Source organism: Streptacidiphilus sp. MAP5-3, assembly GCF_041262505.1.
GTDB lineage: Bacteria > Actinomycetota > Actinomycetes > Streptomycetales > Streptomycetaceae > Streptacidiphilus.
This window is the reverse complement of the sequence record NZ_JBGCCL010000028.1, coordinates 43,363-65,932: the sequence shown is the minus strand read 5'-3', so window position 1 is coordinate 65,932 and position 22,570 is coordinate 43,363. Positions and strand designations below refer to the sequence as shown.

At 71.2% G+C, this 22,570-nt stretch carries 22 protein-coding genes; 8 read left to right on the top strand and 14 right to left on the bottom strand.

Translation table 11 applies throughout. From position 1 onward, the window contains the following. Positions 1–199: 199 nt before the first annotated feature. Positions 200–424 carry a DUF6011 domain-containing protein gene (locus tag ABH928_RS29710; RefSeq protein WP_370071724.1) on the bottom strand — a complete coding sequence of 75 codons (225 nt, stop codon included), beginning with the start codon at positions 422–424 and terminating at the stop codon, positions 200–202. 102 nt (positions 425–526) lie between these two features. Here ABH928_RS29710 and ABH928_RS29705 point away from each other — a divergent pair, with 102 nt between their 5' ends. Beyond that, positions 527–766, top strand: a complete 240-nt coding sequence (locus ABH928_RS29705; protein ID WP_370071723.1) for a dsRBD fold-containing protein — start codon at positions 527–529, stop codon at positions 764–766. On the opposite strand, the gene ABH928_RS29700 is transcribed toward ABH928_RS29705, so the two are convergent. The 5 genes from ABH928_RS29700 to ABH928_RS29680 all read right to left on the bottom strand — a co-directional run bounded on the left by ABH928_RS29700 (position 756) and on the right by ABH928_RS29680 (position 5,500). After that, positions 756–1,454, bottom strand: coding sequence for an HAD family hydrolase (locus ABH928_RS29700; protein WP_370071722.1), 699 nt, complete (start codon positions 1,452–1,454; stop codon positions 756–758). The two genes, ABH928_RS29705 and ABH928_RS29700, sit on opposite strands and share 11 nt — an antisense overlap. Continuing rightward, positions 1,451–2,269: an enoyl-CoA hydratase-related protein gene (locus ABH928_RS29695; RefSeq protein WP_370071721.1), complete on the bottom strand. Its 819-nt coding sequence runs from the start codon at positions 2,267–2,269 to the stop codon at positions 1,451–1,453. Before ABH928_RS29695 ends, ABH928_RS29700 begins: the two co-directional genes overlap by 4 nt. Positions 2,270–2,288: 19 nt before the next feature. Beyond that, on the bottom strand, positions 2,289–3,533 hold the full coding sequence (locus ABH928_RS29690; protein WP_370071720.1) for an acyl-CoA dehydrogenase family protein: 1,245 nt from the start codon (positions 3,531–3,533) through the stop codon (positions 2,289–2,291). 192 nt (positions 3,534–3,725) lie between these two features. Then, positions 3,726–4,424: a TetR/AcrR family transcriptional regulator gene (locus ABH928_RS29685; RefSeq protein WP_370071719.1), complete on the bottom strand. Its 699-nt coding sequence runs from the start codon at positions 4,422–4,424 to the stop codon at positions 3,726–3,728. Between the two features lie 119 nt (positions 4,425–4,543). Beyond that, complete coding sequence (locus tag ABH928_RS29680; RefSeq protein ID WP_370071718.1) at positions 4,544–5,500, bottom strand: alpha/beta fold hydrolase; 957 nt, start codon at positions 5,498–5,500, stop codon at positions 4,544–4,546. A gap of 167 nt (positions 5,501–5,667) precedes the next feature. On the opposite strand from ABH928_RS29680, the gene ABH928_RS29675 reads away from it, so the two are divergent. Further along, on the top strand, positions 5,668–7,188 hold the full coding sequence (locus tag ABH928_RS29675) for a long-chain fatty acid--CoA ligase (protein WP_370071717.1): 1,521 nt from the start codon (positions 5,668–5,670) through the stop codon (positions 7,186–7,188). A gap of 131 nt (positions 7,189–7,319) precedes the next feature. Beyond that, on the top strand, positions 7,320–8,540 hold the full coding sequence (locus tag ABH928_RS29670) for a GNAT family N-acetyltransferase (protein ID WP_370071716.1): 1,221 nt from the start codon (positions 7,320–7,322) through the stop codon (positions 8,538–8,540). A 124-nt stretch (positions 8,541–8,664) separates the two neighbouring features. Here the strand turns inward: ABH928_RS29670 and ABH928_RS29665 are convergent, their stop codons facing one another. Beyond that, positions 8,665–9,741 (bottom strand): alpha/beta hydrolase family protein, encoded by a 1,077-nt coding sequence (locus ABH928_RS29665; protein ID WP_370071715.1) that lies wholly within the window; start codon positions 9,739–9,741, stop codon positions 8,665–8,667. 446 nt (positions 9,742–10,187) lie between these two features. Here ABH928_RS29665 and ABH928_RS29660 point away from each other — a divergent pair, with 446 nt between their 5' ends. Beyond that, on the top strand, positions 10,188–11,369 hold the full coding sequence (locus tag ABH928_RS29660) for a hypothetical protein (RefSeq protein ID WP_370071714.1): 1,182 nt from the start codon (positions 10,188–10,190) through the stop codon (positions 11,367–11,369). 237 nt (positions 11,370–11,606) lie between these two features. Here the strand turns inward: ABH928_RS29660 and ABH928_RS29655 are convergent, their stop codons facing one another. The 4 genes from ABH928_RS29655 to ABH928_RS29640 form a co-directional block, all read right to left on the bottom strand. Continuing rightward, complete coding sequence (locus ABH928_RS29655) at positions 11,607–12,695, bottom strand: hypothetical protein (RefSeq protein WP_370071713.1); 1,089 nt, start codon at positions 12,693–12,695, stop codon at positions 11,607–11,609. Positions 12,696–12,738: 43 nt separating this feature from the next. Then, positions 12,739–13,221: a poly-gamma-glutamate biosynthesis protein PgsC/CapC gene (locus ABH928_RS29650; RefSeq protein WP_370071712.1), complete on the bottom strand. Its 483-nt coding sequence runs from the start codon at positions 13,219–13,221 to the stop codon at positions 12,739–12,741. Positions 13,222–13,287: 66 nt separating this feature from the next. Then, entirely contained in the window at positions 13,288–14,619 is a 1,332-nt protein-coding gene (gene pgsB / locus ABH928_RS29645; protein WP_370071711.1) for a poly-gamma-glutamate synthase PgsB, read from the bottom strand. 29 nt (positions 14,620–14,648) lie between these two features. After that, positions 14,649–16,946, bottom strand: coding sequence for a HAMP domain-containing protein (locus ABH928_RS29640; protein ID WP_370071710.1), 2,298 nt, complete (start codon positions 16,944–16,946; stop codon positions 14,649–14,651). A 290-nt stretch (positions 16,947–17,236) separates the two neighbouring features. Between ABH928_RS29640 and ABH928_RS29635 the strand changes: the two genes are divergently transcribed. Further along, positions 17,237–19,162 carry an ArnT family glycosyltransferase gene (locus ABH928_RS29635; protein ID WP_370071709.1) on the top strand — a complete coding sequence of 642 codons (1,926 nt, stop codon included), beginning with the start codon at positions 17,237–17,239 and terminating at the stop codon, positions 19,160–19,162. Between the two features lie 53 nt (positions 19,163–19,215). Here the strand turns inward: ABH928_RS29635 and ABH928_RS29630 are convergent, their stop codons facing one another. After that, a complete protein-coding gene (locus ABH928_RS29630; protein ID WP_370071708.1) occupies positions 19,216–19,635 on the bottom strand; it encodes a DUF4232 domain-containing protein in 420 nt (139 codons plus the stop codon). On the opposite strand from ABH928_RS29630, the gene ABH928_RS29625 reads away from it, so the two are divergent. Further along, positions 19,625–19,921, top strand: a complete 297-nt coding sequence (locus ABH928_RS29625; RefSeq protein ID WP_370071707.1) for a hypothetical protein — start codon at positions 19,625–19,627, stop codon at positions 19,919–19,921. The two genes, ABH928_RS29630 and ABH928_RS29625, sit on opposite strands and share 11 nt — an antisense overlap. A 113-nt stretch (positions 19,922–20,034) precedes the next feature. On the opposite strand, the gene ABH928_RS29620 is transcribed toward ABH928_RS29625, so the two are convergent. After that, the gene (locus tag ABH928_RS29620; protein WP_370071706.1) at positions 20,035–20,655 is read right to left on the bottom strand and encodes a TetR family transcriptional regulator; all 621 of its coding nucleotides are present in this window, start codon (positions 20,653–20,655) and stop codon (positions 20,035–20,037) included. Between the two features lie 135 nt (positions 20,656–20,790). On the opposite strand from ABH928_RS29620, the gene ABH928_RS29615 reads away from it, so the two are divergent. Further along, positions 20,791–20,949 carry a hypothetical protein gene (locus ABH928_RS29615; protein ID WP_370071705.1) on the top strand — a complete coding sequence of 53 codons (159 nt, stop codon included), beginning with the start codon at positions 20,791–20,793 and terminating at the stop codon, positions 20,947–20,949. Beyond that, positions 20,946–21,230, top strand: coding sequence for a DUF4190 domain-containing protein (locus ABH928_RS29610; protein ID WP_370071704.1), 285 nt, complete (start codon positions 20,946–20,948; stop codon positions 21,228–21,230). Before ABH928_RS29615 ends, ABH928_RS29610 begins: the two co-directional genes overlap by 4 nt. A gap of 109 nt (positions 21,231–21,339) precedes the next feature. Here the strand turns inward: ABH928_RS29610 and ABH928_RS29605 are convergent, their stop codons facing one another. Continuing rightward, entirely contained in the window at positions 21,340–22,347 is a 1,008-nt protein-coding gene (locus ABH928_RS29605; RefSeq protein ID WP_370071703.1) for a PhlD, read from the bottom strand. Positions 22,348–22,570 lie beyond the last annotated feature (223 nt).

Genomic DNA, 22,570 nt, shown 5'->3' with positions numbered 1-22,570 from the left:
GGTCGACGCCAGGGGCTTCTCTCCGCAGCAGCGGTGAGGGGCCCCTTGGCTTTTTCGTGGCCCTTGGCTTTGGCCTTTTGGCTCGGGCGTTTTGTGGCCCCGGCGCGACGGGGGTGCGCGCCGGGGCCGCCCGCAGGCTGCTCAGCTCAGCCTCGTCCCCGACGGTAGGCAACCGTCCATGAGCCGGGCTCGACAGGGCCTAAAGTCCCGGCAGCGTCTCCTGCTGCTCGCCGCGCGGCGGCTCGAGGAGGCGGATCTCGGTGCAGACGGGGCCATGGCCGCGCGCCCGGCTCGCGGGGTCGCGGAGCGGGCGACCGCATCCCGAGCAGCGCACGAGCTTCTCGCCGGACGTGTCGGCGTCGACGTCGGTCAGGCCGTTCAGTCCGGTCAGGCCAGTCAGTCCGGGCAGCAGGGGATCGGTCACGGTGCCAGCGTAGGGGCCGGCACGGGCCGTGGTTCCGGATGCCGTCGCACCAGGGCGGGCGCAGGCTGGATGGGTGTACGGCTACGCCAGGAGGTGGGCACCATGCAGACCATCGTCGGCTGGCACATCGAGATGGAGTTCGAAGAGGTCGACCGCAAGACCCGGGCCGCCGCCATGCTGAGACTCCCCGACGGCACGGAGCTGCGGGCACGCGGTCACGCGACCCGGCACGAGAACGACCCGGAGCAACTGCGTGTCGGTGAGGAGACCGCGGCGGCCCGCGCGCTCAACGCGCTCGCGAGCGAACTGCTGATGAAGGCGGGCACCGACCTCAAGGAGTGACGGATCCGGCCCCGCTCTCCGGGAAGGCCTGCGGGAAGGCCTGCGGGAAGGCCTGCGGAAAGAGCTGCTGGAGGGCCCGGACGGTGGCCGCGCTGTCGACGTGGTGCAGCCCACGGATGCCCAGGCGCGCCGCACCGTTGAGGTTCTGCTCCAGGTCGTCGATCAGCACGCAGTCCTCCGGCGCGACGCCCAGCCGCTCGCAGGCGATCGTGTAGATCCGGCGTCCCGGCTTGCGTTCGCCCACCTCGCTGGAGATGACCGCGACGTCGCAGAGCGCCGGAAGGTCGACGTCTCGGTACAGATCGTCGCCGAGGGCGTTGGACACCAGCGCCACCGGCACCCCCGCCGCGTGCAGGCGGCGGATCGCGTCCACCATCCGCGTGTCCGGACGGATGTCCGCGCTCAGCGCGGCCAGCAGGCCGTCCGGCGCGACGTCCGTACCACGCCCCCGCAGCCCCTTGGCGAGCGCCTGCTCGAACTCCGCCTGCGGCACGCGTCCGCGTTCGTGCTCGACAAGGGCGCGGGAGACGTCCTCGTCCTCCCGGAAGAGCCGCTCCACCGCGTGCGGGTCGCCGGTGACGCGCGCGGAGAAGGCCCGGAACGAGGCGAAGATGTCGGTGGTGAGCACCCCGCCGAAGTCCGTCAGCACAGCCTTGGGGAGCGGGTCGTTGAAGAGAGTTGACGTCACGTCAGCGCCTCCGGCTCCAGGGGCGGGAAGGCCGGGGCACGGTGTTCGAGGTAGCTGGCGACGCCCTCGCGCACGTCCGGGCGCTGGAAGCCCTCCAGCATCAGCGCGTCCGCCTCAGCCACGGAGGCGGCGAAGCTGCTGTCCAGGCTGCGCTGCACCTGCTGCTTGATCACGCTCATCGACCACGGGGAACAGTTCTCCGCCAGGTCCGTCGCGTAGGCGACGGCGGCGTCCAGCAGCTGGTCCGGCTCGGCGACGAAGTCCACCAGGCCCATCGCCAGGGCCTCCTGGCCGCGCACGACCCGGCTGGAGAGCAGCAGGTCCGTCGCCCGGCTCACCCCGACCAGGCGTGGCAGCAGCCAGGCGATGCCGTACTCGGCGATCAGTCCGCGACGCGCGAACGCCGTGGTGAACTTGGCCTCGGGCGTAGCGAAGCGGATGTCGCAGTAGAGCGCCTGGACCAGGCCGAGCCCGGCCGCCGCGCCGTTGACCGCGGCGATCAGCGGCTTGCGCAGCGTGAGCGGACGGGTGCGCGGGCGACTGCGGGCGGGGATCCGCGCGAGCGTCTCCGCGTCCGCGTTCCCGGCGGCCTCGAGGTCCTCCAGGTCGGCGCCGGCGCAGAAGCCGCGCCCGGCTCCGGTCACCACGACGGCGCGGACGCCGGGGTCGGCCTCCGCCTGGTCGAGCAGGTCGAAGTAGCGGTCCTCCAGGGCGTAGGTCCAGGCGTTGAGCCGCTCCGGGCGGTTCAACGTCAGGACGAGGACCGAGCCGCGGCGCTCGGCGAGCACCGTCGCGGCGGCGAGTGAGGTCTCCATGACGCGTCCTCCCGAAGGCTCAGGCGTTGCCGGCTGCGGCGTTTCGGGCTTCGGCGTTTCGGTACTTGGCCAGCTCCTGCTTGGCGATCGCCGCCTTGTGTACCTCGTCCGGGCCGTCGGCGATCCGCAGTGTGCGGAGGTGGGCGTAGGCGCTGGCGAGCGGGAAGTCGTCGGTGACCCCGGCGGCGCCGAAGACCTGGATGGCCCGGTCGACGATCTTGAGCGCGACGTTGGGCGCGGCCACCTTGATGGCGGCGATCTCGGTGCGGGCGGCCTTGTTGCCGACGGTGTCCATCATCCACGCTGCCTTCAGGGTCAGCAGCCGGATCTGCTCGATGTCGATGCGCGCCTCGGCGATCCAGTCCTGGATGTTGCCGCGCTCGGCGATCGGCTTCCCGAAGGTGGTCCGGGACAGGGCGCGGCGGCACAGCAGCTCCAGGGCCCGCTCGGCCATGCCGATGGCGCGCATGCAGTGGTGGATGCGCCCCGGACCGAGCCGGGCCTGGCTGATGGCGAAGCCCTCGCCCTCGCCCTTGAGCACGTCGGTGAGCGGCACGCGCACGTTCTCGAAGGTGATCTCCGCGTGGCCCTCGCGGTCCTGGTAGCCGAAGACCGGCAGGCCGCGCAGGACGGTGACGCCGGGGGCGTCGATCGGGACGACCATCATCGACTGCTGACGGTGGCGCTGCGCGGTCGGGTCGGTCTTGCCCATCACGATCATGACGGTGCAGTTGGCGTGCAGCGCGTTGGAGGCGAACCACTTGCGGCCGTTGAGGACGTAGTGGTCGCCGTCGCGCTCCATCCGCAGCTCGATGTTGGTGGCGTCGGAGCTGGCGACGGCCGGCTCCGTCATCGCGAAGGCGGAGCGGATGGTGCCGTCCAGCAGCGGCCGCAGGTACTTCTCCTGGTGCTCCTCGGTGCCGAAGAGCGTCAGCACCTCCATGTTGCCGGTGTCGGGCGCCGCGCAGTTGGTCGCCTCCGGCGCGAGGTGGGCGCTGCGGCCCATGATCTCGGCGAGCGGCGCGTACTCCAGGTTGGTCAGGCCCGTGCCCCACTTCGGGTCCGGGTGGAAGAGGTTCCACAGACCCCGGCGGCGCGCCTCCGCCTTGAGCTCCTCCAGCACCGGCGGCTGCGCGTGCGGGTCGCCCGCCGCACGCATCTGCTCCTCGTAGACCGCCTCGGCGGGGTAGACGTGCGTGTCCATGAAGTCCAGCAGCTCGGCCTGGTACTTCTGGGCGCGCTCCGACAGCTCGAACAGGGACATGAGGGGCTCCTGCCAGGAGTTTCGGGCCGCCGCCAGGTCATGGGCGACCGGATACGTTCCCTGTATAGTTGAATCCAACGTCAAGTTCAAGTACTCCCCTGGCGTGGCCGGACCTGCGCACGGACAGCGGAAAGGGACCCGACATGACGTCAGATCCCTTTGCGGTACGGCTGGTTCGGGCTTACTCCGGGGCTAGTCCGACCCGTGGCCACCCGGCTCGCGCAGCTGGAGTCCGTTGAACCAGATCTGGTTGAGCGTGGTCACCAACCGCTCGAAGGCGATGCGCTGCTCCAGCACGTAGACGGTGTAGGCCATCCGGCTCACCATGTTCGACAGCGCGTGCGCGGTCACCAGCGGGTCCAGCGACGGATCGGCCTCGCCGCGTTCCTGGAGCTGCTTGATCAGCTTGGCGTTGCGCTGCGCGAACGCGTTGCCGCGCCGGATGCGCAACGCGCGGAAGGTCGGGTCGATCTGCGCGACCTGCTCGAACAGGGCCATCAGGCGGGCGTTCTGCTTGTACGAGCGCAGGTACTCGCGGTTCGAGGCGTCGATCAGCTCGCGGGCGTCGGTGATCCCGGTGCGCTCGCGCAGGTGCGGATGGAGCATCTCCTCCTGCACCTGCTCGACGACGGCCGCGAAGATCTCCTCCTTGTTGGTGAAGTACGTGTAGAAGGAGCCGGACGCGACACCCGCGGCCTTGGAGATGTCCGTGATCCGCGCGTCCAGATAGCCGTCGCGCTCGAAGACCTCGCGGGCGCCCGCGACGAGCGCGTTGCGGGTCCGCTCACCGCGTGCGCTGCGCGGGCTGGTGATCCGCTCACCCGCCGGATGCGAGGTGCCGGAGAGCGCGGCGGGAGCGGAGCCGCCGTCGGTCGGGACCTGGCCTGCCACAAGTGTCCCTTCGACGTGCTTCTCGACGAGCCGATGATAGCAATCGGCCCTCCCCGGCCCCGGTCGTCGCAACGCGGTCATCGCAACGGGGTCGGCGGAACGGGGTCCATAGAACGGGGTCAGCGGAGCGAGTCCAGGAAGCCCAGCAGGGCCGCGTTGACCTCGGCGGGGCGCTCCTGCTGGATCCAGTGGCCCGCGCCGTCCAGCACGAGCTGCCCGCGCTGGTCGGTGAGCACGCGGTCCAGCCGGTCGGTGGCGCTGAACTTGCCGACCGGGTCGCGGGAGCCGATCGCGAAGAAGGACGGCTGGTCGACCGTGCGGCCGTCCAGCGGTTCCATCAACTGCCAGTTGCGGTCGATGTTCCGGTAGTAGTTGAGGCCGCCGGTGAACCCGGTCTCTTCGAACGTCTCGACATAGAGCGAGAGTTCGTCCTCGTCCAGCCAGTCCGGACGCGGCTCGGCGGGTTCGTCGCGGGCCGCCCACGCGGCCGTCGGCGCGCGGCGGGAGAGCAGCGTGCGCCGCACGTCGGCACGGAGCGCCGTCTCGGGCTCCGCCGTCTGGAACCAGGAGATGTAGAAGTCCTCGCCCATCCGCGACCGCAGGATCGACAGCGGCGCGACGGGCGCGCGCGGCGCGGGCGGGACGCTGAGCCCGGCCACGGCGCGCACCCGGTCCGGGTGGAGCAGAGCCAGGTGCCAGACGACGGCCGCGCCCCAGTCGTGGCCGACGAAGACGGCGTCGGCGAGGCCGAGGGCGTCGAGCAGCCCGGTCAGGTCGGCGCAGAGGGTGACCATGTCGTACGCGGCGGGATCGGCGGGCCGGGAACTGCCGCCGTAGCCACGCATGTCGGGCACGATCACGCGGTACCCCGCGTCGGCGAGCGCGCCGACCTGGTGACGCCAGGAGAACGCCAGCTCGGGGAAGCCGTGGCAGAGGACAACGGGCGGGAGGTCCGCGACACCGTCGCCTTCGCTGCTCTCTCCGGTGCCGAAGACGCGGAGCTCGATGCCGTTGGTGGCGACCTGGCGCACGGCCAGCTTCTGCCACGCGGCGAGTGTGCTGCTGTCGGTGGCCATGGGAGCGAGGCTAGTCAAACTTGACGTCGGATTCAATGTCTTCCGCGTCTTCCCCGCTCGGTGCCCGGACATGCATATTGAACCCGACGTTGGATTCATCCATACCGTGGGTCGGTCGCACGGATGACCCACGGAACACCCTCGGACCGCCCTCCGGAAGGGAACCCATGTCGAACGCCGCGCAACCCGTCTGGGACCACGCCGAGTCCGCCCCGCAGCGCACCGCCCTCCACGGCACCGCCGGTCAGCGCTGGTCCTACGCCGCCCTGCGCGACAACGCCTCCGCCGTCGCGACGCGGCTGCGCGCGGCCGGGATCGGGGCCGGGGAGCGGGTACTGCTGATCGCCCCGTCGGTCCCCGAGTTCGTGGCGGCCTACTACGGCGTGCTGTCCGTCGGAGCGATCGCGGTCACCGCGAACACCATGGCCCCCGCGCCGGAGCTGGAGTACATCGGAACGGACGCCGGGATCTCCCTGGTCCTGGGCTGGCACGCGGTCTCCCCCGCGCCCGCGGTGGCGGCAGCCGCCATCGGCGTGCCGTACTGGGAGCTGCAGCGGGAGTTGGACGGCCTGACACCCGAGGGCAATTCGACCGTGGCACCCACCGACGCGACCCCGGACGACACCGCCGCGATCCTCTACACCTCCGGGACCACCGGCCGCCCCAAGGGCGCGATGCTCACGCACGGCAACCTGCACGCCTGCGCATCGATCTACCAGGGGATCCACGACCTCGGCCCCGACGACCGCGCGGGCATCGCACTGCCGCTCTTCCACGTCTACGGCCAGGCCTGCATCCTCGCGACCACCATGCGTGTCGGTGCGTCCCTGTCGCTGCTCCCCCGGTTCGACCCGCACGAGATGCTGGCCATGATCCGCGACCAGCGGCTCACCACGACGGCGGGCGTGCCGACGATGTGGAACGCCCTGCTGCACGCCTCGGGCGACGCCGACCCGGCCGACTTCGCCTCGCTGCGCCTCGCCTCCTCCGGCGGGGCCTCGCTGCCGGGAGAGGTCAAGCGGGCCTTCGAGGAGCGCTTCGGCTGCACGATCCTGGAGGGCTACGGGCTGACCGAGACCACCGGCTCCGCCACGGTCCAGGTCGCGGACCGCGCCACCACCGTCGGGTCGGTCGGCGCGCCGATCCCCGGCTGCGAGATCGCCGTCCGCGCCCTGGACGGAGCGGAGTTGGCGGCGGGCGAGATCGGCGAGGTCCATGTGCGCGGTCCGGTGGTGATGAAGGGCTACTGGGGCCGTCCGGAAGCCACCGCCGAGGTGCTGCACGACGGTTGGCTCGCCACCGGCGACCTCGGCCGGATCGACGACGCCGGAGAGCTCCACATCGTGGACCGCAAGAAGGAGTTGGTGATCCGCGGCGGCTACAACGTCTACCCGCGCGAGGTCGAGGAGGTCCTCTACGAGCACCCCGACGTCGTCGAGGCGGCCGTGATCGGCGTCCCGGACGCGCACTACGGCGAGGAGGTGGCCGCCGCGATCGCCCTGCGTCCGGGCGCCACTCCGGACGCGGCGGCGCTGCGTGCCTGGGCCAAGGAGCGGCTGTCCGCGTACAAGGTCCCGCACCTGGTCGCCTTCGTCGACACGCTCCCCAAGGGCGCGACGGGCAAGATCCTCAAGCGGGCCATCGACCGTTCCCTCTTCGACCGTTCCCTCTTCGACCAGCTCGGCTGAGCCCCTCGGGGTGAGCTGACCGGTCGCCGCCGGTCCGTAAACCCCTTGACCCTGTGGCTGTGCGGACGCTGCACTGTGCCGGGGCATCACGGGTCGTGCTGCCCCGGCACCGGAGAGAGGCAGCGCCAGCGATGGAGATCCGTCCCACGACCGACCAGGACCTCGACGTCTTCGTCGACACACTCCACACCGCGTTCGGCCTCTTCCGTCAGACCCCGGACGCGGACGGCGGCGGGGTCTTCTGGGCGGCGTTCGAGATGGACCGGAACCTCCTCGCCGTCGCGGCGGACGGGCGCCCCGTGGGCACCGCCGGCGCGTACTCGTTCGAGCTCACGCTGCCCGGCGAGGTCCTCGTCCCGGCCACCGGGGTGACCGGCGTCGGCGTGCTGCCCTCGCACCGACGCAAGGGTGCGCTGACCGCCCTGATGCGGCAACAGCTCACCGACTTCCGCGCCCGGGGCGAGTCGCTCTCGGTGCTGCTGGCCTCCGAGGCCGTGATCTACCGCAGGTTCGGCTACGGACCGGCGACCTACACCGGACAACTGACGGTCCAGCGACACCAGGGCGCCTTCGCCCTCCCGAGGGCACGCCACGGGGAGGTGCGCGAGGCGGCCGGCTCCATCGAGGTGCTGCGTCGTGCCGAGTGCGGCGAGATCCTGGAGCAGGTCTACGACCGGTACCGCCGCGCCCAGCCCGGCGCGTTGTCCCGGCCGCACCGCTGGTGGGCGTCGGGCGCGGGGCAGCCCCCGGTCGCCCGCGCGCCGCGCTACGTCGCCGTCCACCGGAACGCCGACGGTGTCCCCGACGGGTACGCCAGCTACACCCGCGACAAGGAAACCCTGACGGTCGACGAGACCATCGCCGCCGACGACGCCGTGGCCACCGCCCTGGCCCGGTTCGCGCTCGACCACGACCTGGTCGGCCGGGTCGTGTTCAAGCAGGTCGCGCCCGACCACCCGCTGCGCTGGCAGCTGGCGGACTTCCGTGCGGCCGAGGTGAGTGACGACACCGACTGGCTCTGGGTCCGCCTGCTCGACATCCCGAGCGCCCTGACCGCGCGCGGCTGGTCCACCGACGGAGAGCTGGTCCTGGACGTCGACGACCCGTTCCTCGGCGAGCGTGCCCGCTACCTGCTGACGGTCCGGGACGGGAAGGCCGACTGCGTTCCCACCGACCGGGAGCCGGACCTGTCCCTGGACGTCAGTGACCTCGCCTCGCTCTACCTCGGCGGCACCGCACCGAGCACGCTGGTGCGCGCCGGACACATCCACGCCCACCGCCCCGGCGCGGCGGCCCTCGCCGACGCCCTCTTCCGCGCCGAGCGTGCCCCGCACTGCCTGCACTGGTTCTGACCACGCGACGCCGGGCCGACGGGCAGGCCGATAACCACAGTTGACGGTCCGTCAACTTCCCGTCGGCATTCGGCTTCGAGCCGGCCCTCAAAGCGACCGCCGACGTGGTCATGCCCGTGTGCCCTCAGGCCGAGTCCGACGCGATGGCGTCCTGACCGACATGTGCCACAAGCCAGTCCGCAGTGTGTGGAAGCCACTGCGCCCTTGCGTTGCCGAGCAGGTGGTCCCCGTCCGGCACGAGCAGGTACTCGCTCTGCGCAGCAGCAGTCGCCAATGAAGCGCCGTTGGTCACGCCCGGGATCCGGTCCTGGCCTCCGTCCACGACCAGCAACGGCCCGCCGATGGCGTCGGCGAGCGGCAGCAGGTTTATCTGCCCCGCGAACTCCCGTGCACCGTCCAGGGATCCGCAGCGCTGGGCGAGTGTCTCCGTGACGAAGGCGGGCAGTTCGGGCCAGTGCAGGACCGTGGGACCGCTGACCGTGGCGGTCGCACGCACCCTCGGTTCACGGGCGCCAGCCACGGCAGCGTAGAAGCCGCCCAGGCTCAGTCCGATCACACCGATCCGCTCGTGGTCCAACCCGCTGTGACGGGCAGCAAGGTGGTCCAGGACCGCGCCGACCACCTTCTCGTACCGAGGCTCGGGCGCCGAGCTCACCGCGAGCAGACCCTGCCCCGGGCCGTCGACGGCCGCGACCGCCAGGCCCCGTGCGAGCAGGGCGTCGGCGACATCGTGGAACTCCTCCTTGCTGGAGTCCAGACCGGGGACGATCACCACCACCGGCGGCCGGTCCACCCCGGCGGGACGGCGGAGCCAGCCCACGAACCCGAGCCCCTCGATCCGCGCCGCGTCCGGCTCCGCCAGGGCGAGCGAGCTGCGCATCGCCTCGTCAGCGGCGGTCTCGGCGCGGACGAGCGCCTCGCGGTCGGGGTGCGGCAGGAGGGTCGCGCAGTGGAGCCAGGCCGCGGCGGTGCGGTAGGCCACCGCCGCCGTGACGGAGTGTCCGGCCGCCTCCGCCCGCTCCCCCGCCTCAAGGTGGGCGCGGCCGGTGCGCTCGAACGCTGCGGGCCACTCCCGCAGCGATGCGACCGTGGCGGTCACCCGCTCGTACTCGAAGGGGTCCACTCCGGCGCCTGCCGCCCGCGAGCGGTTGCCTGCGACGAAGTGGGACAGCAGGCCGGGGGTGTCGACGAACGTCGTCATCGGGTAAGGGCTCTCCAGGTTCCGGTGGTCCGCCCGCGCTCCGACGCGCGGGCGGACGGGTGGGCGGACGAGTGGGCGGACGGGTGGGGCACCAGTGGATCCCCGGGCGGCAGGCCACGGCCAACAACCGGCAGGACGCTCCGACAACCGACGGCTGTGCCGACAGGCTCCCCGCCCACGCCATCGACCCCGCGGCCCATGCGGAGGCCACCGTCGATTCTTGTGCGGGAGCTGTGGGGATTCTGCACCTCTGCGTTCCTTCTATTGACGGTGCCCAGTCATCACCAGTTGACTCCACCACGCCCAGTGGTGACGGGCAGTCGGTTCAGGACCACTGACTTCTCGTCTGCCATCGGGCATCCGCGGAAACCCCTCGTTCGAGTCGCTTCCAGCCGTGCCGCCACCAGTGGCCCGGATCCTGGACCGACAGCGGAAGGAGCCCCACCATGGGCGTTACGTCACGTCCTCGTGCCCGCCGCCTCGCCGTCTCCGGCCTGGCCTCCCTCTCCCTGCTCACCGCCGTGACCCTCGCCGCGACCGCGCCCTCCGCGTCGGCCGTGCCCGTGCCGTCGCACGCCCCGGCCGCCGCTGCGGCGGGCGTGGCCGCGAACCCGTTCGACCCGCAGACCGGTCACGCCTACCGGCACGGCGTCATACCCAACCGCACCACCGCCGCCAGGATGAGCTCGTGGGCCAAGGCCCACAAGAGCCCGCAGGCCGCGACCGGACCGGAGACGCTGTCCTACGGCGGCGGCATCAACGGCGTCGGCGTGCTGGACGGCCACGCCAAGGTGTACCTGGTTTTCTACGGCAACCAGTGGGGCACCCAGTCCACCGACTCCAACGGTGACGCCAGCTTCTCCGGCGACGCGGACGGCGCGGCGTCGGCCGCCCAGGAGATGTTCAAGGGCATCGGCACCGGCGGCGAGCAGTGGTCGTCCGTGCTGACGCAGTGGTGCGACGGCCCCAACGTCAGCGCCGGGGCGACCAGTTGCCCGAGCAACGCCAGCTTCATCCCCTACCAGACCGGTGGCGTGCTGTCGGGCGTCTGGTACGACAACTCGGCGGCCTCGCCGAGCGCGGCGTCCGGCAACCAGCTCGGCCAGGAGGCCGTCAACGCGGCGACGCACTTCGGCAACACCACCGCCGACGCCAACCGTGACGCCTACTACGTCATCCTCTCGCCGACGGGCACCAACCCGGACAACTACCAGGGCCAGTACTGCGCCTGGCACGACTACACCGGCGACTCCTCGCTGACCGGCGGTGCGGTCAACTCGCCCTACGGCGACCTGGCCTTCTCCAACCAGCCCTACAACATGGACTCCGGCCAGGGCTGCGGCGTGGGCTTCATCAACTCGCCCGGAACGCTGGACGGGTACACGATGACCCTCGGCCACGAGTGGCAGGAGATGATGTCCGACCAGTACCCGGCGGGCGGTTGGACCAACCAGCAGTCCGGCAGCAGCTACAACGGCCAGGAGAACGCGGACGAGTGCGCCTGGCTCTCCCCCGGCACCGCGGGCGGCGCGGGCATGGTCTCCATGGGCACCGGCAGCTTCGCCGAGCAGGCCACCTGGTCCAACGACACCAACGAGTGCGACCTCTCCCACGCCACCCTGCACTGACGGCACGGGCAACACGGGATGCACTGACAGCACGTCCTCAGCGCGTCGCAGCACGTCCTGTGCTCCGGTAGCGACTGCGACCGCCCCGGAGCGCAGGGGTTCCGATCCTGAACGGGGGTCTCGATCGGACAGCCCGACCCCGTAACGGGCGGGACGGCAGGGCCTCTTGGCAGCTCGACGGCATCCGTGCCGAAGGGTCCGCCGAGGGGCCCTGTCGGCGTGGTGGGAGCTGAAGGCCTAGAGTCTTCGCGCCCCGCGGAAACCCCGGGCGTAGAAGTCGGTGCCGTCCAGCAGCGCGTGCCCGGCCAGGTCGCCCATGGTCGGGCCGTTGGCCGCCGAGCGGCTGGAGTAGAAGCGCGGACGGCCGTTGCTGTCCGGGCCCATGTAGAACCCGCAGTGGTCGATCACGTCCGGCTGGCCCTTGAGGATGCCGAAGAAGACGAGGTCACCCGGCTGCAGCACGCTGAGGGCGGTGGCCTGCGTGCCGGTGTTGGGGATCAGCAGCACGCCGGGGCCGTAGGCGGCGATGGCGAAGGCGCGGCGGGGCAGACCGACGCCCGTGGTGTCGGTGTTGTGCATCGGCATGCCCATCCGGTAGCCCCAGAGCAGCCGCTGGAATCCAGAACAGTCCACGTCGCCGTAGCGTGCCTTTTCGGGCTGGACTTGCGTTCCATCCGGAAAAGTCCAGGGAATTCCGAGATAGTCGTAGAAGTCCGATTGCTCCGCATGGTAGGCAAAATCCAGCGGTCCGCTGACTTTCGGATTACGCGGACCAAAATGCGCAGTTCCCGCAAAACGGACACCCTGTGCGTTGTACTGGTCCTTCGCTCCGGCGCTGCTGTACTCGAAGGCGACGGCGAAAACGTCCGGACTGGTGTCGTTCAGCGTCCTGGGGAACCACTGCGCGAACCAGGCGCTCTTCTCCTCGCCCTGCTTCCACTCGCTCGGCAGCAGCCGGACCCACGCCTCGGTGGTGACCGTGGCATCGGTGGTGCGCGGCTCGCTGAAGGTCCGGCTCGGGCCGCGCAGCACGACGGTGCGGGCGCCGTCGGTGAAGACGGCGAGCTGGTTGCCCGAGGCGTCCAGGGCGACGGTGCGGCCCGGCGAGCTCTGGCGCTGGAAGCGGTAGCCACCGGACTGCGTCACCGGGCCCGAGTCTCCCGCCGACGCCGCGTCCCCGCCGCCGGGGGACGTGCTCCCCGTGCCACCCCGGTTGTGAAGTTCGTATCCCAGCGCCCCCGCCGTTCCGGCCAGGACGAGACCGGCGGCACCGGCGAGCAGGGTGCGACGGGAGGGGGACGAAGAGGACGGGGACGACGGGGACATCGGTGGAACTCCATAGATCGGGGAAGCCGGCTACCGGCGTGGGTCAGGCCGTGGGCAGGGCGCCCAGCAGCAGACCCGCCGCCAGCACGACGTAGGCGGCCAGGGTCACCGCCGTGGTGGAGATGACGGTGGCGGCCTTGGGCTGTCGGACGAGCTGGTAGGCGATCAGGCCGGGCACGATGAAGCCCAGCGTCTGTGCGGTGTAGAGCAGCGGGAACTCCTGTTGCAGAGCCAGCATGACACTCATCTGCAGCACGACGGCTGTCAACACCACCGCGGCGAAAAGCCGCTTGCCGTAGAGGATCACGACCCGTTGCAGACCCACCGTCACCAGGAAGGTCACCGCGGTGACGCCCAGGACCAGCCAGAACCGGCCGACGTCGGTGACCAGGGTCAGCGCCAGCCAGCCCGGGGTGATCATGCCGCCGGGCGAGAGGTTGGTGGTGAGGTAGCAGATGAGCGAGAACACGAGGCCGAGCGCGATACCCAGCGCGGCGGTCTGGGGGGTGACGTTGGCGGGGATCACAGGGCTTCCTCGTGGTGGGATCCGACGGTGGGTCGACTGGTGGGGCTGATGCTCACAACAGGGCCGCTAGCGCCGTCGCTGGAACGGGACGCGCAGCGTCAGCGTCGGCGAGTCCGCGGACAGGCCGAAAGGCACGGCCCAGGGATCCTCGACGCCCTCGGGGAGCTCGGCGTACCGGCCCTCCGGGGCGGGCGGCGTGAAGGCGTCGTCCTCCTCCTCGTCCGCCGGCAGCTCGGCCAGGCAGTCCAGGAAGAGCTCGCCCTGGCCGTGGATGTTGCCGACGGCCACCAGCGAGGAGTCCTCCGGCAGTTCGGCGAGCAGGTCCCGGGTGAGCTCCTCCGGGTCGCGCCGGTCGCCGCCCAGGTCGACGATCCGGCCCTGCCAGTGGTCGGGGATGCCGTCCCGGGCGCTCTTGGTCGGATGGCCGATCAGGAAGACCGTGTCGGGGGCCAGGTCGGGGACGATCGCGCCCATCTGGCCGTTGCGCTCCACCCGGTCGGGACGGCAGTTGATCACGACGTTGAGCGGGCGGCGGATCGCGCCGAGGTCGAGCAGCTGCCGCACGTTCATCAGCGTCGACTCGGGGTCGTTGGCGGCGAAGACGTTGGCGAAGCGGAGCCGCTTGTCGTCGTCGGTGCGGTAGCGCTCCACCGACAGCACGCCGGGGTCCGGCGGGGCCTCCCACATGCCGTGCAGGGCGGTCTCCCGGTCGACGCCGAGGAGGTCGGCGACGGCCAGGGCGATGGCGACGTTCTCCTTGAAGGTGAACCAGCTGAAGCCGCGGAGCTCCTCGTCGCTGACGGTCTCCGGATCCACCGCGATCAGGCGGCAGTTCCGCTTGTCGGCCTCCTGCTGGAGGATCGCCAGCCGGTCGCGCTCAGCGGTCACGCAGATGCCGCCCTCCGGCATGGAGCGCGACAGCGACCGGGCCACGTCGTCCAGGGTGGGGCCCATCTCGGCAAGGTGGTCCTCGCGCACGTTGCACAGGACGCCGATGGTGGAGCGGATCAGCTTCTGCTGGTTGATCTCCTGCAGCGCCGGCATGACGGCCATGCACTCGATGACCAGCGCGTCGGGCCGGTAGACGGCGGCACGACGCACGATGCCGATCTGCTCGACCACGTTGGCCAGGCCGAACTTGCGGTAGACCGGCTCCTCGGTGGCGTCGGGGTGGATGAACCGAGCGGCGGTACCGGTGGTCTTGGCGACCGTGACCAGGTTGCCGCCGCGCAGCGCGCCCGCGCACAGCCGGGTGATGGAGCTCTTGCCGCGGATGCCGTTGACCAGCACCCGCACCGGTATCTGCTCCAGCGAGATGTAGTGGCGTCGTTGCTCGACGATGCCGGCCAGGAGCAGCCCGGCGCAGCAGATCACCAGCACGCAGTAGAGGAAGAGCACCGAATCGTTCCTTAGGGCCTTATGGTCTGTCAGTTCCGGGGCGCGGTGGCGTTGCCGGCCTTGCCCGCCTTGGTCGCCTTGGAAGACGCAGACGCGCGGCTCCCACCGCCCAGCCGCTGGCGGATGATCTCCAGGCTCCGGGTGATGGAGCCGACCTCGTCGTGATGGACCGGGTACAGCACGGTGCGGCGGTCACCCGAGGCCAGGCGCTCGGCGACCTCGGCCAGGTCGCGCAGGGGCCGGACCACAACGACGAAGAGCCAGCCGAGGCAGATCACCGAGACGGTCAGGCCGAGCAGTCCGACCAGCATGGTCAGCCGCTCCGTGCGGTTGGCGCTCAGGTCCAGCCAGGACTCGGGCTGCGAGCTGACCACCTGCCAGCTGGGCTGACGCGACACGTTCGCGATGACGTCGACCGGCGCGGCAGCGGCGATCGCGGTGCCGTCGGAGGTGGGCACGACCGCGTTCGCGGGCTGGACCGGGTTGTCGACCGCGAGCCCGGTCAGCGAGGAGTCGGGCAGGCTCTGGAAGGCGCGGAAGCCGCCGTCGGAGCCGATCACCTTGTGCTCGGCGTCCACCAGCCAGACATGGCCCATGCCGGCGTGGTTGAGGACGCTGTTCAGGTAGCTGGTGTCGAACTCGCCGACCACGGCGACCGGCGTCCCCGGCCCGGTGACGGCGGGCTGCTTCCCGGCAACGGGCGCGGGCTTGGGCACGACCGCGTAGACGGCCGTCGACGGCACCTTGCCGCCGGTGTTGAGCTGCAGCACACCGCCGCCCGGCGGGACGTGGTGCAGCTGCTGGCGCGGGGGCAGGCCGACCGAGGCGAGGACCGAGCCGTCCTGGGCCAGCACGTAGAGCGCGCGGTAGCGGCTGTGCTCCTTGAGCGTGCTGCCGAGCAGCTGCTGCATCCGCCCGGTCGTGCTCGACGCGGAGAGCGAGGCCGCGACCGAGGCGGCGTCCGTGTAGCCGGTGGCCAGGCTGCTCTCCACCCGGTTCGCGGCGGCGACGGTGCGCAGTTGCTGATCGCTGATCAGCTGCACCGGGACCTGCTCGGGCCCGGCGGGCCGGTCCAGCACGAACAGCAGCGGGACGGACCAGGCCACCAGGACGAACCCGCACAGCAGCACCAGGGCACGGGCGCCGAAGGTCCGCTTGAGCGGCTGGAACACCTTGGGGGACGAGCCGACCTGCTGGCGGCGCAGCCCCTCCAGCGCGCGGCCTATTCGCGCGGCCTCGCCCAGGCGCGGCTGCGGTGCGGGCCGGGAGACGTCGCCGCGGGCGATCCGGGCGCCCGCGAGGTGCAGCCGCAGCAGCGGGCGCTGCAACCCGAGCATCAGCAGCGCGGTGATCAGCAGGGCGGCGCCCAGCAGGGAGGCGGCGGCGACCAGGGCGACCAGCGAGTTGCCGGTGACGGCGGAGGTCTGCGGGGTGGAGACGGCCACGACGGCGACCAGGTGCAGGGCGTCCGCGCCGCCGTCGGAGACGGTGGCGACGTCCGCCCAGCCGGCGACGGTCCGGCGGCCACCCACCAGGCTGCCCAGCAGGTAACCGGACGGCCGGGTCGAGCTGTTGGCGATGTCGCCCTGCTGCGCCGCGGCGGAGGACGCGTCAGCGGGTATTCGCCGGTCCTGCGTGGTCGTCAGCGCCGGGCCGGAGGCGGCGACGACCTTGCCGTGCCGGTCAGCCACCTCGACGGTGCGGGTGAGGTCGCCGCCCGGCGCCGGGGCGGTCAGCACGTCCGAGCCGACCAGCAGCCGGGTGCCCTGGCCGGGCAGGTCGACCGAGGCGAAGACCAGCAGCCGGGTCTGACCGTTGCTCAGGGTGACCAGCTTCGGCGGGATCGACTCGTTCGCCGCCACCGAGGAGACCGCGCTCGCCGGGAACGCCTCACCCGTCGTGGCCAGCTCCTGACCGGTGGTCGGGTCGACCAGGGCGGCGCCGCGCCAGGACGTGCCGAGCGCGGTGAGGGTCTTCAGGTAGGCGGCGTCGGTGGTCGCCGGGTCGCCTTCGATCGCGGTGGCGTCCTCACGGACCGCCGCCACGTCCTGGTTGACGGCGGCGCGGATGTCGGAGGCGGTGTCGGAGGCGATGTGCTGCGACGAGTTGAGCACGGCGGGCGCCACGTCCTCGGCCACGGTCTGTCCCAGCGCCAGCATGGCGAGGGCGACGACGGCGAGGAGCAGGCACAGCAGCGCGGCGAGGGGAGGACGGACGCCGCCCAGCAGCGGCATGTCGGCCCGGAGCCGGGTGCGGTGCCGACGAGGCCGACCAGGACCGTACTGCGACGGCCCCGGCGTCACGGCGGGCGTGGACAGGGTATTCACCTCTCGGAGGAGAGAAAGGCACGTGGCGACCGGTGGGGGCCTACAGTCAACCGCACGCTATCGGGCCCGGGGGCACAAAAACGTCACAACAGGGACTCCTTTCCTACCAGAATTTCGTCATCGCGTTCGAGGCTGTGTCCGCGCTGTGGAAGACTCCCCAAAGGGCCTGTCCGGTTTCGCCGTTCCTCGGGGGTTTTATTCAAGGCCGTGGGCCTCGGCGGACGGGAGTGCCTTTACACTCCGGTTGCACCACTTCCTTTTCCTCGTCACAGCCGCAGAGGTGCCACCCCATGACCACGACCGATCTCGGCCCGTCGTCGGCCGAGGCGGGCAGCAGCCGGACCCGTGCGGCGCGCCGCGCCGCCGAACGGACGCCGGTCTGGGTCCCCGTCGGACTGGCGCTGGTCGGCCTGCTGGCCGCGTACCTCTACGGGTGGGGTCTCGGCGGCACGTCCGTGCACCCGTACTACACCGCTGCCGTGCGCTCCATGGCGACGAGTTGGCACGCCTTCTGGTACGGCGGGCTCGACTCCAGCGGCAGCATCACCGTCGACAAGCTCCCCGGCTACCTGTGGCCGCAGGCGCTGTCGGTGCGGATCTTCGGGCTGCACGTCTGGGCGGTGGCGCTGCCTCAGGCGGTCGAGGGCGTCGCCACGGTGCTGGTGCTCTACCGCGTCGTCAGCCGGTGGGCGGGCGCGGTGGCGGGGCTGCTGGCCGCGCTGATGCTGGCGGTGACCCCCATCGCCACCGCCCTGGACCGGGGCGACATCGCCGACACGCTGCTCACCCTGCTGCTGGTGCTGGCGGCCGGGAGCGCCATGAACGCGGTGCGGACCGGTGGTCTGCGTCCACTGCTGGCCTGCGCGGTGTGGACCGGGCTCGCCTTCCAGGCGAAGATGCTCCAAGCCTGGGTGGTCCTCCCGGTCTTCGCCCTGGTCGTCGTGTTCGCCGCCCCCGGGGACTTCTGGCGCCGGCTCAGGAATGTGGTCGTCGCGGGCGTGACGGCGTTGTTCGTCTCCTGCTCGTGGATGCTCTGGGTCTGGATCATGCCCGCGTCGCAGCGCCCGTACCTGGACGGGACGACCGGCAACAACCCGTTCGCGCTGGCCTTCGGCTACAACGGCCTGTCCCGCTTCGGCAGCAGCGCGACGAGCAGCAACCCCGGGTTCGGCAGCGTCGCGGGAACCGCGGCGAGCCGTCCCGTGGGCGGCTCCGGCTGGACGGTGCTGCTCAACCACACCGCCGCGCCGCAGATCAGCTGGTTCCTGCCCATCGCACTGCTGGGCCTCGGTCTCGGCCTGGCCTGGCGGCGGGCGGAGCCGCGCACCGACCAGGGACGCGCGGGCTACCTGCTCTGGGGCGGCTGGCTGGTCATCAACACCCTCGCCTTCGGGGCGTCCTCGGGCATCCACGACTACTACCTGGTGGTGCTGGCCCCGGCCCTGGCCGCGCTGGCCGCCGCCGGTCTGACCACGGCCTGGTCCGCCTACCGGGAGGGTGGCGACCGGTCCCGGGCGCTGCTCGCGGCGCTGCTGGTCGGCGTGCTGTGGGCGGTGGTGGTGAGTTCGAAGTACAAGAGCTTCGACGTCTGGCTGGTGCCCGTCGTCGGCCTGCTCGCCCTCGGCGCGGCGGCGGGCCTGGCCCGCGGCGGCACGCAGCCCCGGCCCCGGATCGACCAGGTCACCTGGGCATCGGTGGCGACGGGCCTGCTGGCACTGGTACTGGCACCGGCCGCGTGGTGTTTCTCCACGGCCCTCAACCCGCTGTACGCGGGGGTCTCGACCTCACCGCTGGCGGGACCGGTCGGGTCGGGCTACACGCAGATGCTGCACCACGGGCCCGGCAACCCGATCAACTTCGGCGCCCCGGCCGGTATCTACGGCAAGCTGCTGACCTACCTCCAGCAGAACCGCGGCACCACCTACTACCTGGTCGCCACCCAGAGCGCGGAGCCCGCGGAGCCACTGCTGCGCGCGACATCCGACCCGATCCTGGTCACCGGCGGCTTCACCGGGAACACGCCGTTCCCGTCCGCGCAGCAGATGGCGACGCTGGTGCAGCAGGGCCGGCTCCGGTTCGTCATCACGACCTCGATCCGACCGAAGACGGCGGCGAGCGAGTGGGTCACCTCGCACTGCGCGGTGGTCTCGCCCGCGGCCTACGGAATGCCCTACCAGGGCGTCGAGACCCTCTACGACTGCCGCAGCCAGCTCTGACGGACCGTCAGAGGTCTGTCAGAGCCAGCTGATACATGCGGTTGCAAGCGGTATCAGTCCGCCAGACCGGAGAACGGGTCGACGGTCAGGGAGCCGCAGACGCTGAGCACGCCGTTGTCGATGCCGCCCGAGACCGGCACCGACTTCGGGGTGGTGGTGTCCGGCAGGATCACCTGGACCTTGGAGCCCTGGACCGCGCAGACGTAGCGAGCGGAGGAGGTGCCCTGGGTGTTGACGTCGCTGAACGTCAGGTCGGCCTGGGCGGACTGACCCGGCACCAGGTTCACCGTCTGGACCTGCATCCCGGTGTGGCGGTCGGCGTTGATCGGCGAGGACTTGCCCTGGTCGTCGGCGAGCTCGATGCCCGGGAAGCCGGTGAGGGTGCAGCTGTGCGCGGAGTTGTTGACCACGTGCAGGGTGGCTCGGGCCGCCTGCTGGTCGTTGGCGTGTCCGTCGGGGCCGGTGACGGTCATCTTCACGTCCTGCACCGTGCACTTCGCGCTGCTGGCCGAGCCGCTCCCCGACCCGCCGGTGCTGCCCGTGGTGCCGGTGCTCCCCGTGCTGCCCGACGTCCCGGTCGAGGCCGACGCGGACGCCGAGGTCGAGGTCGAGGTCGAGGCGACCGGGGACGAGGTGCCGCCCGCGTTGCTGGACGAGCCGGACCCGCTGGAGCCGCAGGCGGTCAGAGCGAGACCTGCGGCGAGCACGACGGCGGCGGCGGACAGACGTGAAGCAGTGCGCATGAGAGTTCCCCGATAGAAGTGGTGCCAGGAAGGCTTACTGACTGTTCTGGCACCAACATTTATATCGGACCAAGATCGACGGTCATGTCCGTCCTCTGTCACAGCCGGATGACAAGCCCCACCGGACGATCAGCCCGAAGTCCAGTGCCGCCGACCGAGACTGACGAGTCGCAACTGGCGACGGGCGGTCGCGATGATCAGCTCCGCCGTCTCCGCGTCGGCCTCCTGCAGCGCCGCCGCCGTCAGGACCATGTGGTCGACGTAGAGCCGGGCGACCATCCGGACGTCCTCCGGGCTCCAACCCGAACAGTTGGACTGCGAGCCCAGCTCCTGGGCGACCTCGTCGGTGAAGCTCTCCAACTCGGCGGCTATCGCCTCGCGGACCGGTCGCACTCCCCCGAACCGCTCGCGCGCGATGAACCGGATGTGCGCCGGGTGCTTCCGGACGTGGTCGGCGATCACATCGACGGCGTGGTCGATCAGTTCGTCGGTGTCGCCCTGCTCGGCGAAGGCCGCGCGGACCATCCCGTGCAGGTTGGCGAGGGCCTCCTCGACCAGTGCGACGCCCAGGTCGGACAGGTCGCGGAAGTGCCGGTAGAAGCCCGCCGGTGACATGCCCGCCTCGCGGGTCACCTCGCGCATGCCCAGACCGGAGAAGCTCTGGTGCTCCAGCAACTGCAGCGCCGCGTCCATCAGTGCCCGGCGGGACTGCTGCTTCTGGGCCTCCCGGACCCCTGGCGTGTGACTCACGCCATTGAGTAAACAACTGTTTGCCGAAATGCGCCACTCGGCGTAGAGTGAAGAAGTCAGCGAACAGTTGTCATCACAAGTGTTCGCCGAGATTTCAGCCGTCGTCTGCACTCTCCAAGAGAGAAGAGCCTCTCGATGAGTCTCCTGATCGCTCTCGTCGCCCTCAGCCTGCTGGCGGGCGCGGCCGTCCACAGCAGCTTGTCCACCTTCCTCATCGCCGCCACGGCGATCTCCGCCTGGCTGCTCGTCTTCGGTGTCCGCGAAGGCCTCGCCCGCCGGAAGCACCAGCAGTGACCACCTTTCGGAGCCGTCCCGTGGACACCTTCACCGAACGTCAACGCGCCTTCGACGCCGACCAGATGGCCGTCGCGTCGTTCATCCTCGGCCTGCCGGGCCTGATCGTCTTCAACCTGGTGCTCGGCCCGTGCGCGATCGTGTTGGCCACGCTCGCCCTGGTCCGCCGCACCAACCGCCCGTTCCGGGCCGGCCTCGGCATCGCCCTCGGCGTCGCCGACCTGGTCGTGCTCGCCACGACCGTCGCCTCCAGCCACAGCCTGCTGCTCTGGCACGGCTGACCCGGTCACCCAGCAGGACACGCCCAAGCACGCCGAAGAACACCCGAGCACACCCGGCGGGCCCGGTGATCCGATCCGATCACCGGGCCCCGCTGCGTCTGTCGGCGCGTCAGACCGCCGGGACGCGGCGCAGCCGGGCAGCGGCGATGGTCACCCCCGGGCCGATGCCGAGCATCAGGCCCTCCTCCCCCGGACGCGGTCCGTCGGCGTCGTCGAGAGTGCGGGCGAGGATGTCGAGCACGGAGACGGACGTCATGTTGCCGTGGCAGCGCAGCGACTCCCACGAATGCCGCAACTGCTGGCGGTCGCAGCCGAAGACCTGCGCCGTGCGTTCGAGGATCGCCGGGCCGCCGTGGTGCGCCACGATGAACGTCGGTTCGACGGCTCCCGATCGGCCGCGCCAGGCGGCGAGGTGGTCCTCTGCCTTCAGGATCGCCTGCGGGGCCTCGGCGGTGGAGGTGAAGCCGAGATGCCCCGCTCCGGGATCGACGGTCATCCGGTAGTCGTCCTCGGTGTCGGGCACCAGGAGCTCGAAGGGGTCCCGCAGTTCGACCGCCGGACCGGGACGGACGTCGCCGACGGACGTGACGACGGCAGCCGCCGCGCCGTCCCCGCCGAGCGCCTTGTAGATCATCGAGGGCGTGCTGGTGTTCCCGGGCTGGAAGCCGATGCTGAACGCCTCGGTGGCCACGACCAGCACCCTGGCGTCCGGGTGGGCGGCCACCTGCTCCCGCGCCCGGATCAGTCCGTAGACGCCACCGGCGCAGCCGATCACCGAAACCGGCAGTCGGCGGACGGTGGGGCGCAGCCCGAGACTGCGGATCAGCCGGGCGTCGACGCCCGGCATGGACCAGCCCGAGACGCTCGTCAGCACGAGCGCGTCGATCTGGTCCGGCGCCAAAGCGGCCACTGCCAGGGCGCGTTCGGCGGCCTCCCGGGCCATCCGGGTCAGCAGGTCGGCCGTCTCGTCCCAGAAGGCCGGCCCGGAACCGGTGGTGAAGATCGCCTTCGCCGGACGGACGAAGCCCCGCGTCTCGACGCCGGTCGCCCGCATCATCCGCTCGACGCGTTCGGGCAGCACGCCCCGGTCGAAGGCGAGGGCCGCAAGTTCGACCACCTCGTCGACGGTCGCGGTGCACTCCGCGGGGCGGAAGACCGGTCTGTGTACCCGAACAGCAAAATCCTGCATCCCGAAGCCCATGACGTACGCCTTTCGGTGGCCACGACGGAACAGCTCGGCTTGAGGCTTCCCAATCGAACGCGCGGACGTGCACGCGCCCTGATGCATAGGCCGTCCGAGGGCAACGCCCTGACGGCAACGGCCGCCCTCCGGTGAGGGA

What these genes read in the sequence shown, in the direction of transcription:
- ABH928_RS29705 (WP_370071723.1), top strand. Translation starts at nt 527, where the DNA reads ATGCAGACCATCGTCGGCTGGCACATCGAGATGGAGTTCGAAGAGGTC.
- ABH928_RS29695 (WP_370071721.1), bottom strand. Translation starts at nt 2,269, where the DNA reads ATGGAGACCTCACTCGCCGCCGCGACGGTGCTCGCCGAGCGCCGCGGC.
- ABH928_RS29690 (WP_370071720.1), bottom strand. Translation starts at nt 3,533, where the DNA reads ATGTCCCTGTTCGAGCTGTCGGAGCGCGCCCAGAAGTACCAGGCCGAG.
- ABH928_RS29680 (WP_370071718.1), bottom strand. Translation starts at nt 5,500, where the DNA reads ATGGCCACCGACAGCAGCACACTCGCCGCGTGGCAGAAGCTGGCCGTG.
- ABH928_RS29675 (WP_370071717.1), top strand. Translation starts at nt 5,668, where the DNA reads ATGTCGAACGCCGCGCAACCCGTCTGGGACCACGCCGAGTCCGCCCCG.
- ABH928_RS29670 (WP_370071716.1), top strand. Translation starts at nt 7,320, where the DNA reads ATGGAGATCCGTCCCACGACCGACCAGGACCTCGACGTCTTCGTCGAC.
- ABH928_RS29665 (WP_370071715.1), bottom strand. Translation starts at nt 9,741, where the DNA reads ATGACGACGTTCGTCGACACCCCCGGCCTGCTGTCCCACTTCGTCGCA.
- ABH928_RS29660 (WP_370071714.1), top strand. Translation starts at nt 10,188, where the DNA reads ATGGGCGTTACGTCACGTCCTCGTGCCCGCCGCCTCGCCGTCTCCGGC.
- ABH928_RS29655 (WP_370071713.1), bottom strand. Translation starts at nt 12,695, where the DNA reads ATGTCCCCGTCGTCCCCGTCCTCTTCGTCCCCCTCCCGTCGCACCCTG.
- ABH928_RS29635 (WP_370071709.1), top strand. Translation starts at nt 17,237, where the DNA reads ATGACCACGACCGATCTCGGCCCGTCGTCGGCCGAGGCGGGCAGCAGC.
- ABH928_RS29630 (WP_370071708.1), bottom strand. Translation starts at nt 19,635, where the DNA reads ATGACCGTCACCGGCCCCGACGGACACGCCAACGACCAGCAGGCGGCC.
- ABH928_RS29615 (WP_370071705.1), top strand. Translation starts at nt 20,791, where the DNA reads ATGAGTCTCCTGATCGCTCTCGTCGCCCTCAGCCTGCTGGCGGGCGCG.